This window comes from Telluria sp. B2, assembly GCF_051789535.1.
Taxonomy (GTDB): Bacteria; Pseudomonadota; Gammaproteobacteria; order Burkholderiales; family Burkholderiaceae_D; genus Telluria.
Window position 1 is genome coordinate 1,561,749 of the sequence record NZ_CP196525.1, and the last position, 17,448, is coordinate 1,579,196.

Here is a 17,448-nt window from a genome sequence, read left to right on the forward strand (position 1 = left end):
CATTAGATTGGTCCCAACGGATGCTCACGATGAGGTCCGTCAACATATCGCTTAACTTTACAAGGATATTTATCATGCGTACTTTCGATCTCACTCCCCTGTACCGTTCCGCCATCGGTTTTGACCGCCTGGCCAGCCTGCTCGAGCAACGCGCCGAGTCGCAGCCGAGCTACCCGCCGTACAACATCGAGCTGGTCGCCGAGGACAAATACCGTATCGTGATGGCGCTGGCCGGCTTCAACCGCAACGAAGTGGAAATCGTCGCCGAGCGCGACACCCTGCACGTGACCGGTCGCAAGCAGAAGGACGAGACCCAGCGTACCTACCTGCACCGCGGCATCGCCGCCCGCGACTTCGAACAGCGCTTCCAGCTGGCCAACCACGTGAAGGTCACCACCGCCTCGTTCGACAACGGCATGCTGACCATCGAGCTGGTGCGCGAAGTGCCCGAGGAACTCAAGCCGCGCAAGATCGCGATTGGCGACGGCAATGGCACCATTGAAAATGTCCAGCAACTGGAACAGCGCCAAGCCGCCTAAGGTATAAGGCAGTAGCGAAAGAGGGTGCCCGTTGGGCGCCCTTTTTTACGTCCCCGTGCGGACAGAATTGTCCGGTAATCGGGATCGGAGACGTAGGGTGGGCGCCCCGTGCCCGCGCGTGACGCTTGCATGGTGTTGGCGCGTAAACCAGGTCAACGATGTGCATCGTTTACGCGTGGGCACAGGGCGCCCACCCTACGAATCGCCGCCTGCTGTAAAGCTGAGTTTTAAGCATGTTCTAAGACAGATCGGCGAAACTAACACCATCGATGATCCGTCATCGACCCACACCATCAATCAGGAGCACGTCCATGCAAAACGAAGGTGCAGTCACTGCCATCACCGCAAAACGTCTCACGCTGGCGCTGTGCGCGGCGGGCGTTATTGGCGGGGCGGTCGGTGCAATTGCAGTCAACCACAACAACGCCACTGCCCAGGGTGCGCCCGCGGCCGTCGCAGCGGCCCCCACGCCCGCTCCGGCCCCGGCACCCGCAGCGGCGGCAGGCGCTCCCGCCGCCACCGTCACCCTGCCGGACTTCACCCGCATCGCCAAGCAGAACGGCAAGGCGGTGGTCAACATCCGCGTCATGGGCACGACCAAGACCAGTGCGCGCGGCATGCCGCCGATGAGCCCGGGCGATCCGTTCTACGAATTCTTCCGCCAGTTCCAGGACCCGCGCGGTCCGCAACGCGACACTCCCGTTTTCGGCGCCGGATCGGGCTTCATTGTGAGCCCGGACGGCGTCATCCTGACGAACGCCCACGTGGTGAAGGGCGCCAGCGAGGTGACGGTCAAGCTGGCCGACCGCCGCGAGTTCCGCGCCAAGGTGCTCGGCTCCGACCCGGCCACCGACGTCGCCGTGCTGAAGATCGACGCCAAGAACCTGCCCACCGTCCCGCTGGGGAACGCACGCAACCTGCAGACCGGCGAATGGGTGCTGGCGATCGGCTCGCCCTTCGGGCTGGAGTCGACTGTCACCGCCGGCGTGGTCAGCGCCACCGGCCGCAGCCTGCCGAGCGACAGCAGCGTGCAGTTCATCCAGACCGACGTCGCGGTCAACCCGGGCAACTCGGGCGGTCCGCTGTTCAACACGCGCGGCGAGGTGGTCGGCATCAACTCGCAGATCTACAGCCAGACCGGCGGCTACCAGGGCCTGTCGTTCGCGATCCCGATCGACGTCGCCTCGCGCATCAAGGACCAGATCCTCACCACCGGCAAGGTGCAGCACGCCAAGCTGGGTGTGACGATCCAGGATGTGAACCAGGGCTTTGCCGATTCCTTCAACCTCGATTCGCCGGAAGGCGCCCTGGTCGCCAATGTCGAACGCGGCAGCGCCGCCGAAAAGGCCGGCCTGAAGTCGGGCGACATCGTGCGCAAGGTGAACGGCCAGCCCATCATCGGCTCGGGCGATTTGCCGGGCATGCTGGCGGTGTCCAAGCCGGGCGACAAGGTCACGCTCGACGTCTGGCGCGACGGCAAGATCGTGCGCCTGAACGCGACCCTGGCCAATGCCAGCGACAGGGCCCAGCCGTCCGAGGACGAGGCGATCGCGGCGGCCGACAAGGGCGCCAAGCTGGGCCTGGTCCTGCGTCCGCTCGAACCGATCGAGCGCCGCCAGAGCGGCATCGCCTCCGGCCTCGTGATCGAGGACGCGCGCGGCGCGGCCGAGCTGGCCGGCGTGGCGCCGGGCGACGTGCTGCTGTCGGTGAACGGCAAGCCGGTCAACAGCGTCGACCAGGTGCGCGACATGGTGGGCAAGTCCAGCAAGTCGGTCGCCTTGCTGATCCAGCGCGGGAATGACAAAATCTTCATTCCGGTGCGGATTGGCTGAGACCTGACGTCCCCCAGCGCAGCCGGGTAACACACGAAGAGGTACAAACATGCGGCTGCTGCTGGTGGAAGACGATACGATGATCGGTGAAGTGGTGCTCGACCTGCTGCGGGCCGAGCACTACGCCGTCGACTGGGTCAAGGACGGCGAAATGGCCGACACGGCCCTGATGCAGAACCAGAACTACGACCTGGTCCTGCTCGACCTCGGCCTGCCGAGGAAGGACGGTCTCGAGGTGCTGCGCTCGATGCGCAACCGCAAGGACCGTACCCCGGTGCTGGTCGCCACCGCACGCGATTCCGTCGCCCAGCGCATCGCCGGCCTGGACGCCGGCGCCGACGACTACGTCCTGAAACCCTACGATCTCGACGAACTGCTGGCGCGCATCCGTGCGTTGCTGCGGCGCGCCGCCGGGCGCGCCGAACCCGTCTTCGAATACAAGAACATCTCCGTCAACCCCGCCACCCGCGAAACCCTGGTCGACGGCGAGCCGGTCTCGCTGTCGGCGCGCGAATGGGCCGTGCTCGAGGCGCTCGTCGCGCGTCCGGGCGCCGTGCTGTCTCGTGCTCAACTTGAAGAAAAGCTCTACAGCTGGCGCGATGAAGTCAGCAGCAACGCGGTCGAGGTCTATATCCACGGCCTGCGCAAGAAGCTCGGCAGCGACCTGATCCAGAACGTGCGGGGGGTGGGATACATGGTACCCAAGGCATGAAGGTGACACACTCGCTGCGCGGGCGCCTGCTCTGGTTCCTGCTGGCGGCCATTACGCTGGCGGCGCTGGCGCAAGCCTCGATCGCCTACAACACGGCGCTGTCCGACGCCGACCAGATCTTCGACTACCACATGCAGCAGATGGCGCTCTCGCTGCGCTCGGGCACGCCGCTGTCGAACACCGAGGCGCGCGAGCGCATCGACGAGGCGCCGGGCAACGACGACCTGGTGGTGCAGATGTGGTCGCCGGACGGCGTGCAGGTCTTCCACAGCGTTTCGCGCGCGCGCCTGCCGCAGCGCGCGGTGCTCGGCTTCTCCAACGTCAAGGCCAACGGCACCACCTACCGCGTGTTCTCGATCCAGACCGCCGGCCAGACCGTGCAGGTGGCCCAGGACCTGGCCGTGCGCCGCAACATGGCGGGCAACCTGGCCCTGCGCACGCTGGGACCGATCGCCGTCATGATGCCGATGCTGATGCTGGTCGTGTGGTGGGTGGTGAGCGGTTCGCTCGAACCCGTGGCGCGCGTGCGCAAGCAGGTGGCGGCGCGCCAGGCCGACGACCTGTCGCCGGTGTCGGAAGCCGGCCTGCCGGACGAGGTGCGTCCGCTGGTGCACGAACTGAATTTGCTGTTCGGGCGCGTGAAGACGGCGTTTGACGCCCAGCAGCATTTCGTCGCCGACGCCGCCCACGAGCTGCGCACCCCGCTGGCCGCGCTGCGCCTGCAGGCGCAAAGCCTGGACCGCGCCGACACGCCGGAAGCGCGCAAGACGGCCGTGGCGCGGCTGACGGCCGGCATCGACCGCGCCACGCGCCTGGTCGAGCAGCTGCTGGTGCTGGCGCGCCAGGAAGCCTCGGCCGCGGACGGCGCGGCCTGCAGGCCGGTCGACCTGGCCGAGCTGGTGCGCCGCACGGTGGGCGACCTGGCCGGCCTGGCCCAGGCCAAGCAGATCGACCTGGGGCTGCAGCATGCCGACGAAGTCAGCATCGAAGGCCAGCCCGATGCGCTGCACATCCTGCTGCGCAACCTGGTCGAGAACGCGGTGAAGTACACCCCGGGTGGCGGCACGGTCGACATCGCGGTGCGCCATGAAAAAGACGCGGCAGTGGTGATCGTCGAGGACAGCGGCCCGGGCATCCCGCCCGAGGAACGCGAGCGCGTGTTCGACCGCTTCTACCGCGTGGCCGGCAGCGAGGCCGCCGGCAGCGGCCTGGGCCTGGCGATCATCAAGGCGATCGCCGAGCGCCATGGGGCGACCCTGAAACTCGACAAGTCGGAGCGGCTGGGCGGGCTGGCGGCGCTGGTGCGTTTCCCGGCCGCGAAAGCCTAGGGAAATCGCTCAGCGCAGATTCGTCGGCAGTTCGCGCGAGGGAAACTGGTGGCGCCGCTCGGCCGGCCTGGTGAGCACCCGCCGCGCCACGTCGAAGGGCACGCCCAGGCGCGCCAGTTCGCGTGCAGGGGAAGGCTGGCCCGCGACGAGCGGCGCGTGGACGATCGTGTGGATGAGCAGGGCGGTCTTGTAGTCGGTGCGGCGGTCCATGTCCCATCCTATCATGCGCCGGCAGGCTCCCGTTTCCTGCGATGTTGCCGCGCGCAGGCAGGCTCCTGCTTACATTTCGCAACACCCGTTACACCAATTGTGTGACGTGCTCGCCCGGAAAGATGTAATCTAAATTACAACTTTTTATTTGGGAGCATATTATGAAAAAGATCACCATCCCCGCCCTGATGCTGGCTGTTGCCATGGTCGCCACCGGCTGCAAGAAAGCCGACGACAACCCGAACATGGGTCCGGCCCAGGAAGCCGGCGCCGCCATCGATAACGCCGGCGCCAACGCGGCAGACGCCGCCAAGGAAGGCGCCGAGCGCGTCGACGCGGCAACCGACCGCGCCGGCGAGAAGATCGAGAACGCCGCCGAGCGTGCCGGCGAGAACATCGACAAAGCCGCGGAGCGTGCAGGCGACAAGATGGAACAGGCCGGCGCCGAAGTCCGCCAGGAATCGCGTGAAGCCGCCCAGAACGTCAAGGAAGGCGCGAGCGACGCGGCCAACGCGACCGGCAAGGCTGTCGAGCGCGCCGGCGAGAAGATGCAGGACGCTTCGAAATAATCGCCCTGGCGAAGCAAGGTCTTCGCCTGAACGATTCCCGGATCGACCGCTCTCATCCAGCCCCGGCCATACCGGGGCTGTTTTTTTCAGGGAGCATCCTGGAGGCGCGATCTTGCTGCCGCATATGCTGAATTCAATACGGGAGCTGCTGCGCCCGCCCCCGGGCATGGCATTCGATTTCAGCCAGCCGCCCGGCGAACCCGCGCTGGCGCCCGCTGACGGCGTGGCCTGGCGGGTGTTCGCCAATCCGATTGTCCTGTTCGTCGGCGGGGTGGCGGCGGTGCTGCTCGAGCTGGCCGAACCCTCGGTACGCTCGGGCGTCTGGGACCAGGGCGGCTTCCAGCGCGATCCGGGCATGCGCCTGCGCCGCACCGGCTTCGCGGCCATGATGACCGTGTACGGCCCGCGCTCAGCAAGCGAGCAGCTGATCGCGCGCGTGGTGCGCATGCACGAGCATGTGCGCGGCACCACGCCAGACGGGCTTGCCTATCACGCCAACGATCCGCGCCTGCTCGACTGGGTGCAGGCGACCGCCGTGTTCGGGTTCACCGAGGCCTATCACCGCCATGTCCAGTCCCTGAGTGCGCGCGAGAAGGATGCCGCCTTCGTCGAAGGCCAGGCGTCCGCCCGGCTGTATGGCGCGACCGGCCTGCCGCACTCATGGGCAGGATGGGAAGCGTTGCTCGCCGCCACCGCGCCCCGTCTGGAAGGCTCGGGCATTCTCGCCGACTTCCTGCGGATCATGAACGAGGCGCCGATCGTGCCGGCCCCGCTGCGTCCGCTCCAGCGGCTGCTGGTGCGCGCCGCCGTGGACATGCTCCCCGAGCCGGTGCGGTCGCTGCCGCAGTTGCGTGGACGGGGTTTGCGCCTGGGCGAGGCGGCGCTGGTAAGAGCCCTGGCGCGCTCGAGCGCCCTGCTGCCGCTGGGGGATACGCCGCCGCTGCAGGCAGCGCGGCGGCTGGCGCGGAAGCAATGAGCACAACGCAGAGACGTGGCAGAGCAGTGGACCTTCTCGACAAGACGCGTGACTGGGCACGCAGGATCAAGCGCGACGGCGTCACGTTGTGGTTCGCGCGCAAACACGCTGGCACGCTCCTCGTGGCCAGGCTGCTTTGCGTCCTTGTCGTCGCTTACGCCTTGAGTCCCATCGACCTGATTCCAGACTTTATCCCGGTCCTCGGCTACCTTGACGATGTGATCCTGCTGCCGGTCCTGATCTGGCTCGCAGTCAGGCTTCTTCCATCCGAGGTCCTCGCGGAATGCAGGAGCAGGGCGGAGGAATGGATGGAGAATGCGGGCCGTAAGCCGACAAGCAACTGGGGCATCGCTTTTGTCGTCCTGGCCTGGATACTGGCCTCCTGGGCAATCTGGCGCTACCTGGCATCTCCCCGCCTGTGAAAGCCTGCCGCTTCTGGCTGGCAGCGGCCGCTCACAGGCGGGCCAGGGTTTTCGTTGCCTTACGGAAGGGAAACGTGAGCCTGCCAGTGTAGCCTTATTGCCCCGCGTCCGCCGCCTCCAGCGCCTGCTTCGCCATCGCCAGCACCCCGTCGTAGGACTTGGCCGCGGCAATGAACCTGCCGTTGTGGCAGAAGGTCGCATCCGGCACGCCGGTCACCGCCGCCAGGTCCGCATCGCGCAGGCCGGCCCAGGGCGCGGGCAGGTCGGCGCGCGCCTCGAAGCTCTCCGGGCTTACCGACACCGTGTGCAGCATGTAGCGCTGCTCGCCGATGCTGTGGCTGATCACGAACAGCACCTTGGGCATTTCCTTGCGCACCACGCTCGACCAGGGCAGGGCGCTGTTCCTCAGGTAGAGCAGGCGGCCGTTTTCCAGCGTTTCGGCGTCGCGCACCTGTTCCACCGCGAGCAGGGCGCCGACGCGGTACTTGACCGAATTGACCATGATGTCGGTCAGCAGCGCCATGGCGCGGCGGAATTCCTGCAGGCGATAGGCCTCGGTCGGCTCGCCATAGCCGATGCGCTCCTCGTCCATCCAGTTGGGGTTGAAGCCGGACACGATGGCCGACAGGCCATAGCCGCCCGGTGCGTTCTTCGCGGCGCCAACATCCGACAGGTCGAGGTATTGCACGATGTCGGCGTCGATCGCATAGGCCATCTCGAGCGCCGTGCTGTCCTTCAGTTGCTGGCCAAGGTGCCGGGCAGCCAGGGCGGCGACGCAGCGCGCGCCGTATTCGCGCCAGACCAGGCCGGCGCTGGCGTAGGGCACGCCGGTGAGGCGCGCGCCACTGAATCCTTTCTGGTGGTGGTCGAAGCGGCCAGCCGCCGGGTCCCAGATGCCGCCGACGTCGACGGCGAAGTCGGCCGCCTCGATGATGGCCGGGTCGCGCGTGCGCACCAGTTCGGCTTCGGGGAACAGGATGTTCAGTACGGCGCAAGCCCATGCGTCATCCGCATGGAACTTGCCATTGTGGGTCACGATGACCATGGTTTTCCTCTTTTCTGATCGATTTCTCGGGGCGAATGATACTGGCTTTAAGACTGGGGCGCGAATGCCCTGCGGGTGGGCAAGCGCCGGCGAGACCGGCGGCGCCTGCACTGCGGCGGTGCAGGCGGGAATGATTGCAACAAAAAAATAGGAATCGCCCAAACCTTGAGGTATCGTGTGGTTCCTGAAGATCGGACAACGTTTCCGGTCACGAACGACAACATCCAGGCGACAGTGTCGCCGCGCATGCAATGGGGAACATGTAGATGAATGAGTTGGTCAGTACCATCAATGGAATTATCTGGAGCCCGGCGCTGATCGTGCTCTGTCTCGGAGCGGGGCTGTATTTCTCGCTGCGCTCGCGTTTCCTTCAACTGCGGCATGTGCGCGAGATGACGCGCCTGATGTTCGAAGGTAAGAGTTCGGAGCAGGGCGTCTCGTCCTTCCAGGCGCTGACCATGACCCTGGCCGGCCGTGTGGGCACCGGCAACATTGCCGGCGTGGCGACCGCGATCACCTTCGGCGGCCCCGGCGCCGTGTTCTGGATGTGGGCGGTGGCCTTCCTCGGCGCCAGCTCCGCCTTCGTGGAATCGACCCTGGGCCAGGTCTACAAGGAGCAGATCGCCAAGGAATACCGCGGCGGCCCGGCCTTCTACATCGAGAAGGGCCTGGGCATGAAGTGGTATGCCCTGACCTTCGCCTTCGCCACCATCCTCGCCACCGGCCTGCTGCTGCCGGGCGTGCAGGCCAATTCCATCGCCGAGGGCCTGAAGACCGCCGTCGGCATCGACCCGAACGTCACCGCGGCGCTGCTGGCGATCGCGCTGGGCTTCATCATCTTCGGCGGCGTCAAGCGCATCGCCACCTTCGCGGAGCTGATCGTGCCCTTCATGGCGCTGGGCTACATCATCGTCGCCTGCGTCATCATCTTCCTGAACATCGAGCAGCTCCCCGGCGTGCTGAAGCTGATCTTCAGCTCGGCCTTCGGCCTGGACGCGGGCTTCGGCGCCATCATCGGCATGGCCATCCAGTGGGGCGTGAAGCGCGGCGTGTACTCGAACGAGGCAGGCCAGGGTACCGGTCCGCACGCCTCGTCGGCGGCGGAAGTGAGCCACCCGGCCAAGCAGGGCCTGGTGCAGGGTTTCTCGGTCTACGTCGACACCCTGTTCGTGTGCTCGGCCACCGCCTTCATGCTGCTCATTACCGGCCAGTACAACGTCGAGGGTCCGAACGGCGTCGCCATGTACACCGGCGTGCAGGGCGTGGCCAGCGGTCCGGGCTATGTGCAGACCGCGCTGGAAAACGTGATGCCGGGCTTCGGCGCCATTTTTGTTGCGGTGGCGCTGCTGTTCTTCGCCTTCACCACCATCGTGGCCTACTACTACATCGCCGAGACCAACATCGCCTATATCGACCGCCATGCGCGCCATCCGTGGATGAAGTTCGCACTGAAGGTGGCGATCATCGCGGCCACCGTCTACGGCACCGTCAAGACCGCCGACGTGGCCTGGGCGCTGGGCGACATCGGCGTGGGCCTGATGGCCTGGCTGAACCTGATCGCCATCCTCCTGATGCGCAACGTCGCCTTCAAATGCCTGCGCGACTACGAGGCGCAGAAGGCCGCGGGCAAGGACCCGCAGTTCGATCCGGTGAAGCTGGGGATCAAGAATGCGCATTACTGGGAGAAGCGGCTGGCCGAAGGGAAGGTCACCGGCGAGACCGAGAAGGTGGTCGGTTAAGAAGGTGAATCATTAAAAGATGAGCCGAAAAAAACAGCAGCCGAGGCTGCTGTTTTTTTGGTACTTCCAGTTCTGCTTGCGCTTGTTCGTCAGAACTTGTGCCAGAGACGCGCGAAGTAAGCTGCGCCGTTCAGGCCGAACTGCACGCTCTCGTACTTGAAGCCGTTGTCGGTCTCGTTCGGATCCTGTTCGGTCGGCTTGACGTTGAAGAGGTTGGTGCCGCCAACGGTCAGCTTCGTTCTATCGCTGAAGGCCCAGCTGAACGACAGGTCGGCCGAGGTCTTCGGCTCGTAGTAGGCGTTCGGCACCGGCGGACCCGAGAAGGTGCCCAGGGTCTGGGGACCGAAGTGGATGATGCGGAAGTCGGTGCCGAACTTGCCCTGGGTGTACTCGAAGCCGAGGGTGGCCTTGCGGCGCGGGCCGCCCTGTTCGATGAACAGGCGCTCGCGTTCGGACAGCAGCACGTCCTCGAAGCCGGCCAGCGAGCTCGGTGCGTGCACGCCGGTCACTTCGGTCTTGCTGAAGTTCAGCGCGAGGAAGGTGTTGAGGCGGCCGGCAGCCAGCGGCATGCGGTGCGAGGCGGTGATGTCCAGCCCCTTGGTTTCGGTGTCGACCGAGTTGACGAAGAACTGGGCCTGGCCCACGCCCAGCGTCTGCAGGGTCGCGCCCAGGGCCGGGTAGTTGTCGGCGTCGAAGCGGCCCGACAGCACGATGCGGTCGTCGATGTCGATGCGGTACAGGTCGGCCGTGACCGAGGTCGACTGCGACGGCGTCCAGGTCGCGCCCAGCGTGACGCTCTTCGACTTTTCTTCCTTCAGTTTCGGGATGCCGGCCGCGTTGGCGACCGCGCCGCCGTTCGGCGCCAGCACCACGTCGAGCGGCTGGCCGTTGACGAAGTCGGTGAAGGTCGAGGAGAAGTAGACCTGCTGCAGCGACGGTGCGCGGAAGCCGGTGCTCAGCGAGCCGCGCAGCAGCACGTCGCCGCCCAGCTTGAAGGCGGCGGCGAGCTTGCCGTCGGTGGTCGAGCCGAAGTCGGAGAAGCGCTCGTGGCGCAGCGCGGCCTGCAGCTTCAGACGCTCGGTGACGTCGGCCTCGAGGTCGAGGTAGGCGGCGGTGCTGTGGCGGCCGCGGCTTGTCGCGTCGCCCGGCTGGAAGCCCGGGAAGCCCTGGCTGCCGGCATTGCCGCCCACGCCCACGCCGTCGGCGTCGATGTAGGAGCCCGGTTCGCCGGCGAAGATCTTGTAGTTCTCCTTGCGGTACTCGAAGCCGAAGGCCGCGTTCAGGCCGTTGAAGATGTCGCCGTAGTAGCGGCTGAAGTCGGCGTTGGTGGTCAACTGCTTGAAGTCGAAGCCGCCGGCCGAGAAGGAGCTCGGGCTGACGCCGGTGCCGCCGCGGATGAAGTCGAGCTGGGCGATCGAGGCGTTGAGCGTGTTGGCGATCGTGTAGTTGAGGCGGTTGTAGCCGTAGGTCTGCGAGAAGTCCGCGCTCCAGTCGCCGAATTTGGCGCGGTAGCCCAGGGTGCCGTAGCGGTCCTTCAGGTCGCCGTTGATGAAGGGGACGAAGCCGTTCGGATACATGGCGGCCGAGTTGCGCGACGGGATGTCGTCCGAGCCGATGCCGCCGCGCGCGAACGCGGCCGAGGAGGCGTCGCGGCGCTGGACGCCGCCGGTGACGTACACCTTGCCGTCGCCGAGGGCGAAGTCGCCATTGATATAAACCGTTTGGTTCTCGGTCTTGCTGTCGCCGATGATGCGCGGGTTGCCTTCCTCGGCGCGGTTCGAACGGCCGCGGTACAGGTATTCGCCGGTCACGCCGAAGCTGCCGCCGGCGACCGGGATGCCGCAGTAGGCCGATGCCAGGTAGTTGTCGCCGTCGCCTTCCTTGTACTGGCCCCAGCCCGCGACCGCTTCGCAGCCCAGGTTCTTCTTCAGTTCGATGTTCATCACGCCGGCGATCGCGTCCGAGCCGTACTGGGCGGCGGCGCCGTCGCGCAGCACCTGCACGTTGCGGATCGCCATCAGCGGAATCGCGTTCAGGTCGGTGCCGGTATTGCCGCGGTTGCGCGCGCCGAACAGGTTGACCAGGGCGGTGGTGTGGCGGCGCTTGCCGTTGACCAGCACCAGGGTCTGGTCCGAGCCGAGGCCGCGCAGGGCTGCCGAATCAACCAGGTCGGCGCCGTCCGCGCCGCTCTGGCGGGTGGAGTTGAACGAGGGGGAGATGTTGGTCAGCGTTTGCGCCAGGTCGAACTGGCTGCCCTGTTCGGTCAGGCGCGTCATCGGGATGATGTCGACCGGGACCGGCGTGTCGGTGCTTGATGCGGCGCCGGTGCGGCGCGTGCCGACCACGTGGACGCTCTGCACCGCGGCCGCATCGGTGGCAACAGGCGTGGCGGCGGGCGTGGCGGTCTGGGCATGGGCCGGTGAAACGAAGGCAGCCAGTGCGCCGCCGCCATACAGGGCAAGTAGCACCGCGCGGCGCAATTGAGTTGGATTAAGCACGCAACATCTCCAGTAGGAAAATTTTCATCCTAATCAATATTGACAGGCTCAACCACTGGGTGTGACTGAAACACAACGGATGCACCAAAATGGGGTGTTCCATTGTGATGTTGTCTATGTAGCTTGGGTGCAAATGGCTGTGAATTGCAGGGTTTTGCGGGGATAGTCGTGGTGTTGGCATGAGCCGGTTTCGGTAGGGTGGACACCTGTGTCCACGCTGTTTCACGGCGTGCATGGAGACAGCCCGTGTTCCAATCGTATTGGGTGAGATGTGATGGGTTCGTAGGGTGGGCTCCTGAGCCCACGCTGTCTCAAGGCGTGCATTCAGACGGCGCATGTTCCACGCGTGAGGGTGACTGCGAAATGTGTAGGGCGCAAACGCACCATACCGCGTGGGCACAGGTGCCCACCCTACGGAACCCCTTAGGCTGCTCGTCCGCGCAACAGCTCCTCGCTGCGCAACACCTTCGCCGCCTCGACCATGTTGCGCAGCGCCGCCCGCGTCTCCGGCCAGGCGCGCGTCTTCAGGCCGCAGTCCGGGTTCACCCAGAGCTGCGCCGGCGGGATCACTTCGGCGGCCTTCCTCATCAGGCGCACGATGTCGTCGACGCTTGGTACGCGCGGCGAGTGGATGTCGTACACGCCCGGGCCGATCGCGTTGGGGTAGGCGAACTCCCCGAAGCCGCGCAGCAGTTCCATGTCGGAGCGGCTGGTCTCGATGGTGATGACGTCGGCGTCCATCGCCGCGATCGCCGGCAGGATGTCGTTGAACTCGGCATAGCACATGTGGGTGTGGACCTGGGTGCTGTCCCTGACGCTCGAGGCGGAGATGCGGAAGGCGCGCGCGGCCCAGTCCAGGTAGTCGCGCCAGAGCGCGCGACGCAGCGGCAGGCCTTCGCGGATCGCCGGCTCGTCGATCTGGATGATGCCGATGCCGGCCGCTTCCAGGTCAGTGACCTCGTCGCGGATCGCCAGCGCGATCTGCAGCGCCGTGGCGGCGCGCGGCTGGTCGTCGCGCACGAAAGACCATTGCAGGATGGTCACCGGGCCGGTGAGCATGCCTTTCACGGGGCGTGCGGTGAGGCTTTGGGCGTAGGCGCTCCAGGCCACCGTCATCGCGGCCGGACGCGCGACGTCGCCGAACAGCACCGGCGGCTTGACGCAGCGCGAGCCATACGACTGGACCCAGCCGTTGGCCGTGAAGGCGAAGCCCTGCAACTGCTCGCCGAAGTATTCGACCATGTCGTTGCGCTCGGCCTCGCCGTGCACCAGCACGTCGATGTCGAGCCGCTCCTGCTCGCGCACCGCCCCTTCGATTTCGCGCCGCATTGCCGCTTCGTAGTCCTCGCGCGCCAGTTCGCCGCGCTTTGCAGCGGCGCGGGCGGCGCGGATCATCGGCGTTTGCGGGAAGGAGCCGATGGTGGTGGTGGGGTAGGGCGGCAGCTCGAAGCGCGCGGCCTGGGCCGCCTGGCGCAGGGCGTAGGGGCTGGCGCGGCGGTCGGCGCCGGGCGCCAGGCTTGCGAGACGCCGCGCGACGTCCGGGTTGCGCACGCGCGGGCTGGCGGCGCGCGCCTCGACCGCGGCGCGCGAGGCACACAGCTCCAGCCAGACGCTGCCGTCACCTTCCTCCAGCGCGCTGCGCAGGACACGCAGCTCGTCGAGCTTCTCCTGGGCGCCGGCTAGCCAGCCGCGTAGTTCAACATCAATGGCCCCATCCTCGCGCAGCGACAGCGGCACGTGCAGGAGCGAGCAGGAAGGTGCGAGCCACAGGTCGCCGCGGCGGCGCAGCGCCAGCGGTTTCAGGCAGGCCAGCGCGCGGTCGAGATCGGTGCGCCAGATGTTGCGGCCGTCGACGATGCCGACCGAGAGCACCTTGTTATCGGGCAGCCAGTCGGCCACCGACTGCAGCTCGTGGGCGGCGCGCACGCCGTCGACATGCAGGCCGGCCACCGGCAGCTTGCAGGCCATGCTCAGGTGGCCTTCCAGCGGCGAAAAATAGGTCGCAAGCAGCAGCAGGACCTGGCTGGTTGCGAGCGTGTGGTAGGCGCGCTCGAAGGCGAGCAGCCAGGCGCCGGGCAGGTCCAGGCCGAGGATGGGCTCATCCAGCTGCACCCACTCGATGCCGGCGGTTTTCAACTGCACCAGCAGTTGCACATAGACGGGCAGCAGGGCGTCGAGCAGGTCGAGCTTGTCGACACCGTCTTCCTTCGCCTTGCCCAGCCAGAGGAAGCTCAAGGGGCCGAGCAGCACGACCTTGGCCTTGTGGCCCAGCGCCTGCGCCTCGGCGACCTCGCCCAGCAGGCGTTCGGGCGCCAGCGCGAACCGCGTCGCGCGGTCGAACTCGGGGACCAGGTAGTGGTAGTTGGTGTCGAACCACTTGGTCATTTCCAGCGCCGGCTTGCCTTTGCCATGGGCGCCGCCGCAGCAGGCATCCGGGTGTTCGCCGGCGGCTTCGTTCGCAACGCCGCGCGCCAGCGTGAAGTAACGCGCCAGCGCGGATTCGTTCCCGCTGAAGCCGAAGCGCGCCGGCTCGCAGCCGAACAGCTGGATGTGGTTGGCGACGTGGTCGTAGTAGGCGAAGTCGCCGACGGTGACGAAGTCCAGCCCGGCATCAAGCTGCTGCTGCCAGTGACGCGCGCGCAGCTCGGCGCCAACGGCTTCCAGTTGCGCTTCGCCCGTTTCGCCGCGCCAGCAGGCTTCGAGGGCGAACTTCAGTTCGCGTTGCAGGCCGATGCGCGGATAGCCGAGAGTATGAATCCTGATCATGATGATTTCGTTTTGTATGAAAGATGCTATCGATTCTCGCGAGAACTCGTGCATAATTCAAACGAAAAAATTTTGAGAAAACGTGAAAAATATTCATGGCGACTTCCATCCTTGAGCTGCGCCACCTGCGCACCCTGCTGGCCCTGAAGGAGGCCGGCACCATCTCGCGCGCGGCGCAATTGCTGAACGTGACCCAGTCGGCGCTGTCGCACCAGGTGCTGGCGCTGGAGCGGCAATACGAGACCGGCCTGTTCGAGCGCAAGTCGGCGCCGGTCGCCTTTACCGCGGCCGGCCAGCGCCTACTGGCGCTGGCCGAGCAGGTCCTCCCCCTCGTCGGCGCGGCCGAGCGCGACCTGGCGCGCCTGGTCAGCAACGCCACCGGCAAGCTGCGCATCGCGGTCGAATGCCATACCTGCTTCGACTGGCTGATGCCCTCGATGGACGCGCTGCGCGCGCGCTGGCCCGAGGTCGAGCAGGACATCGTGTCCGGCTTCCAGGCCGATCCGATCGGCCTCCTGCACCAAGACCGCGCCGAGGTGGCGATCGTGTCGGAACTGGACGAGAGCGAGACCGGGGTCGACTTCCACCCGCTGTTCGAATTCGAGATGGTCGCGATCCTGCCGCTGAACCATCCCTACCTCGCCAAGCCCTACCTGACGGCCCAGGACTTCGCGACCCAGGCCCTGATTACTTACCCGGTGCCGGACGACATGCTCGACCTGGTGCGCCAGGTGCTGAAACCGGCCGGGGTCGAGCCGCCGCGCCGCACGACCGAGCTGACGGTGGGCATGCTGCAACTGGTGGCCAGCGGACGCGGGCTGGCCGCACTGCCGCTATGGGCGGTGAACGGCTACCTGGAGCGGGGCTATGTGGCGCGCCAGCGCATCGGGCCCGACGGCTTGACGGGGCGGCTGTATGCGGTGACGCCGAAGCGGCTGGCGGGCAATGCCTGTCTGCTCGACTTCGTGCAGGTGATGCGCGAGACGTCCTTGTTGTCGCTGCCGGGGATTAGTTTGTTGTAGCTTCCAGGGCGTCGTGTGGCGGCGCGTGCATGCTGGCGTGGGTTGGACGCGTGGACGGCGGGCGGGCCGCGGGATCGCAGAGATCAGGGTGGAGCCGTCCACCCTACGCCGGGCGCATAGGGTCTCCAGTGTGCCCCATGTGCTCAGGGAGCCGGTGGCCGACATGCGCGGCCGTAGGCGACCTCGTAAGGCTTGTCGAAACAACGGATGAAGCCGTCGACCACGTCGATGTTGGGCGGCCAGCGCATCTTCATCGTCTTGCCGCCTTTCATGGGCAATTCGACCAGGCCATCTTTCAGGGGCGGCATGCTTTTGTCGCCTGGGAAGGGAACGGTAGCGAGGCCTTGCCGGGCCTGCTCGAGTGCGGGACGGTCCTTGCGCAGGAAGGCGATGCTCGCATCGACATAGGCGTTCCATCCCGCCTTGTCCTTGTCCGCCGGCTTGCGCGACTTTTCCATCAACTCGATGGCCGCCTCGGATTGGCCGGCCATGGCGCGCAGCTGCGCCTCGTGCCAGTACAGGATGCCGGCTTCGTTGTTGTGCGCCTGGCGATAGTCGCGCAACAGGTCCGCTGCGGGCAGCTTGCAGCCCGGCCTATTGGCAAGCGCTCGCCAACCTCCGTCGAAGTCCTGGTCGAACCGGTCCTCGTCGAGGGCCAGCAAGCCGCTGCGATCATGCGCGCAGCTGGCGGACGGCGCGTTTTGTGGAGGGGCCGCGTTGGCGACGCAAGCCAGGAGCGTGCAGCCAAGGACAAGCAAGGGAAGAGGTCTGGTCATGTGAATGCAGGGGCAGCGGAAAGGTCCCACGGTAGCAAATAAAATCAAAAAGAAATCCGCACATTGTCACGGTGGGCCGAGCATGCATGCTCGGGAGCCGGGGCGATCGGATTTCATACCGCCTCCACCCGGTTCACCAGCCCGCCGACGAGGACGAATTCGCCCTCCAGCGCGGTGCGGATCAGGCAATTGCGCCCGGTGGCGCGGCCCTGGCGCAGGGTAAGGCCGTGGCCGAGCGCCAGGGTGAGCGCGCCGGCGGCCACGCCGGTGGCGCTGTCTTCCAGGTGGGGCTCGAGGTGGTTGAAGTTGCGGCCTTCGACCTCGCCGTCGCCCGTCCTGCACCAGACGTAGCAGCCGTTCACGCCCGCCTCCTTGCCCCAGACGTGGATCAGGGCCAGGTCCGGCGCCAGGGCATACAGCGTGTCCACGCTATCCACTTCCAGCAGCAGCTTCGGGCTGCCGACCGAGGCCAGGCGCGGGGCGCTTGCCAATACCAGGTCGGGCGCCGCCAGCAGGCGCTCGGGCAGGCCAGGGGCGATGTCCACCCGCGGCGGCGCCTGCCGCGCCAGGCGCACGAAGACATGCTCGCCATCGCGCGCGAGCAGCAGCGGCTGCCCCCTCATCGCCGTCTTCACCATGAGAGGCGCGTCACGTCCCTGCCGCTCGAACAGTACCTGCGCCGCCGCCAGCGTGGCGTGCAGGCAGAGCGGGCTGCGCGCGTGCGGGTAGACGAAGTCCAGCACGGCGGCTGTCTCCAGGTCGTCGCCCGGATCGACGAACACGCAGGTGAGATTGCGCTCGCGCGCCAGCGCCCGGCGCCATTCCGGGTTGCCGTTGCCGCCCTCGATGACGAGCGCCGGGTTGCCTTCGCCGGGGCGCTCGCCGAAACACACGAACTCATGAATACGCATTGCGGGTCCTTGCCAAAGTGGTCTCGTCAGTGATACTGTGTTTTTATACAGTACTTTTGTGCTGTTTGCACGTTTTAACTTTTCTCAAGCCTGTTTGCCAACC

General features: G+C 66.5%; 15 protein-coding genes. 9 read left to right on the forward strand and 6 right to left on the reverse strand.

From position 1 onward, the window contains the following. Positions 1 to 74 precede the first annotated feature (74 nt). The 4 genes from ACSUZJ_RS06980 to ACSUZJ_RS06995 all read left to right on the forward strand — a co-directional run bounded on the left by ACSUZJ_RS06980 (position 75) and on the right by ACSUZJ_RS06995 (position 4,411). Positions 75 to 539, forward strand: coding sequence for an Hsp20 family protein (locus ACSUZJ_RS06980; RefSeq protein ID WP_499414584.1), 465 nt, complete (start codon positions 75 to 77; stop codon positions 537 to 539). A 311-nt stretch (positions 540 to 850) separates the two neighbouring features. Next, complete coding sequence (locus tag ACSUZJ_RS06985; protein WP_499414586.1) at positions 851 to 2,371, forward strand: DegQ family serine endoprotease; 1,521 nt, start codon at positions 851 to 853, stop codon at positions 2,369 to 2,371. A gap of 49 nt (positions 2,372 to 2,420) precedes the next feature. After that, the gene (locus tag ACSUZJ_RS06990; protein WP_499414588.1) at positions 2,421 to 3,083 is read left to right on the forward strand and encodes a response regulator; all 663 of its coding nucleotides are present in this window, start codon (positions 2,421 to 2,423) and stop codon (positions 3,081 to 3,083) included. Then, on the forward strand, positions 3,080 to 4,411 hold the full coding sequence (locus tag ACSUZJ_RS06995; protein ID WP_499414589.1) for an ATP-binding protein: 1,332 nt from the start codon (positions 3,080 to 3,082) through the stop codon (positions 4,409 to 4,411). The genes ACSUZJ_RS06990 and ACSUZJ_RS06995 overlap by 4 nt, the downstream gene beginning before the upstream one ends. A 9-nt stretch (positions 4,412 to 4,420) precedes the next feature. Here ACSUZJ_RS06995 and ACSUZJ_RS07000 read toward each other — a convergent pair whose 3' ends face one another. After that, positions 4,421 to 4,621, reverse strand: a complete 201-nt coding sequence (locus ACSUZJ_RS07000) for a hypothetical protein (RefSeq protein ID WP_499414591.1) — start codon at positions 4,619 to 4,621, stop codon at positions 4,421 to 4,423. A 161-nt stretch (positions 4,622 to 4,782) separates the two neighbouring features. Here ACSUZJ_RS07000 and ACSUZJ_RS07005 point away from each other — a divergent pair, with 161 nt between their 5' ends. From ACSUZJ_RS07005 to ACSUZJ_RS07015, 3 genes are all read left to right on the forward strand, one after another. Next, complete coding sequence (locus ACSUZJ_RS07005; protein ID WP_499414593.1) at positions 4,783 to 5,190, forward strand: hypothetical protein; 408 nt, start codon at positions 4,783 to 4,785, stop codon at positions 5,188 to 5,190. A 166-nt stretch (positions 5,191 to 5,356) separates the two neighbouring features. Continuing rightward, on the forward strand, positions 5,357 to 6,166 hold the full coding sequence (locus ACSUZJ_RS07010; RefSeq protein ID WP_499414595.1) for an oxygenase MpaB family protein: 810 nt from the start codon (positions 5,357 to 5,359) through the stop codon (positions 6,164 to 6,166). A gap of 26 nt (positions 6,167 to 6,192) precedes the next feature. Further along, entirely contained in the window at positions 6,193 to 6,588 is a 396-nt protein-coding gene (locus ACSUZJ_RS07015) for a YkvA family protein (RefSeq protein WP_499414597.1), read from the forward strand. Positions 6,589 to 6,682: 94 nt separating this feature from the next. On the opposite strand, the gene ACSUZJ_RS07020 is transcribed toward ACSUZJ_RS07015, so the two are convergent. Next, entirely contained in the window at positions 6,683 to 7,633 is a 951-nt protein-coding gene (locus ACSUZJ_RS07020; protein WP_499414599.1) for an MYG1 family protein, read from the reverse strand. Between the two features lie 266 nt (positions 7,634 to 7,899). Between ACSUZJ_RS07020 and ACSUZJ_RS07025 the strand changes: the two genes are divergently transcribed. Then, a complete protein-coding gene (locus ACSUZJ_RS07025) occupies positions 7,900 to 9,372 on the forward strand; it encodes an alanine/glycine:cation symporter family protein (protein WP_499414601.1) in 1,473 nt (490 codons plus the stop codon). 89 nt (positions 9,373 to 9,461) lie between these two features. Here the strand turns inward: ACSUZJ_RS07025 and ACSUZJ_RS07030 are convergent, their stop codons facing one another. Both ACSUZJ_RS07030 and metE read right to left on the reverse strand, forming a co-directional pair. Next, positions 9,462 to 11,870 (reverse strand): TonB-dependent receptor plug domain-containing protein, encoded by a 2,409-nt coding sequence (locus ACSUZJ_RS07030; protein WP_499414603.1) that lies wholly within the window; start codon positions 11,868 to 11,870, stop codon positions 9,462 to 9,464. A 423-nt stretch (positions 11,871 to 12,293) separates the two neighbouring features. Further along, positions 12,294 to 14,636: a 5-methyltetrahydropteroyltriglutamate--homocysteine S-methyltransferase gene (gene metE, locus ACSUZJ_RS07035; protein ID WP_499414605.1), complete on the reverse strand. Its 2,343-nt coding sequence runs from the start codon at positions 14,634 to 14,636 to the stop codon at positions 12,294 to 12,296. Between the two features lie 95 nt (positions 14,637 to 14,731). Here metE and ACSUZJ_RS07040 point away from each other — a divergent pair, with 95 nt between their 5' ends. After that, complete coding sequence (locus ACSUZJ_RS07040; RefSeq protein WP_499414607.1) at positions 14,732 to 15,658, forward strand: LysR family transcriptional regulator; 927 nt, start codon at positions 14,732 to 14,734, stop codon at positions 15,656 to 15,658. Between the two features lie 143 nt (positions 15,659 to 15,801). Here the strand turns inward: ACSUZJ_RS07040 and ACSUZJ_RS07045 are convergent, their stop codons facing one another. Together ACSUZJ_RS07045 and ACSUZJ_RS07050 are read right to left on the reverse strand one after the other, a co-directional pair. Continuing rightward, positions 15,802 to 16,320 carry a hypothetical protein gene (locus ACSUZJ_RS07045; RefSeq protein ID WP_499414609.1) on the reverse strand — a complete coding sequence of 173 codons (519 nt, stop codon included), beginning with the start codon at positions 16,318 to 16,320 and terminating at the stop codon, positions 15,802 to 15,804. Between the two features lie 227 nt (positions 16,321 to 16,547). Beyond that, positions 16,548 to 17,345: a PhzF family phenazine biosynthesis protein gene (locus tag ACSUZJ_RS07050; protein WP_499414611.1), complete on the reverse strand. Its 798-nt coding sequence runs from the start codon at positions 17,343 to 17,345 to the stop codon at positions 16,548 to 16,550. Between the last annotated feature and the right edge of the window lie 103 nt (positions 17,346 to 17,448).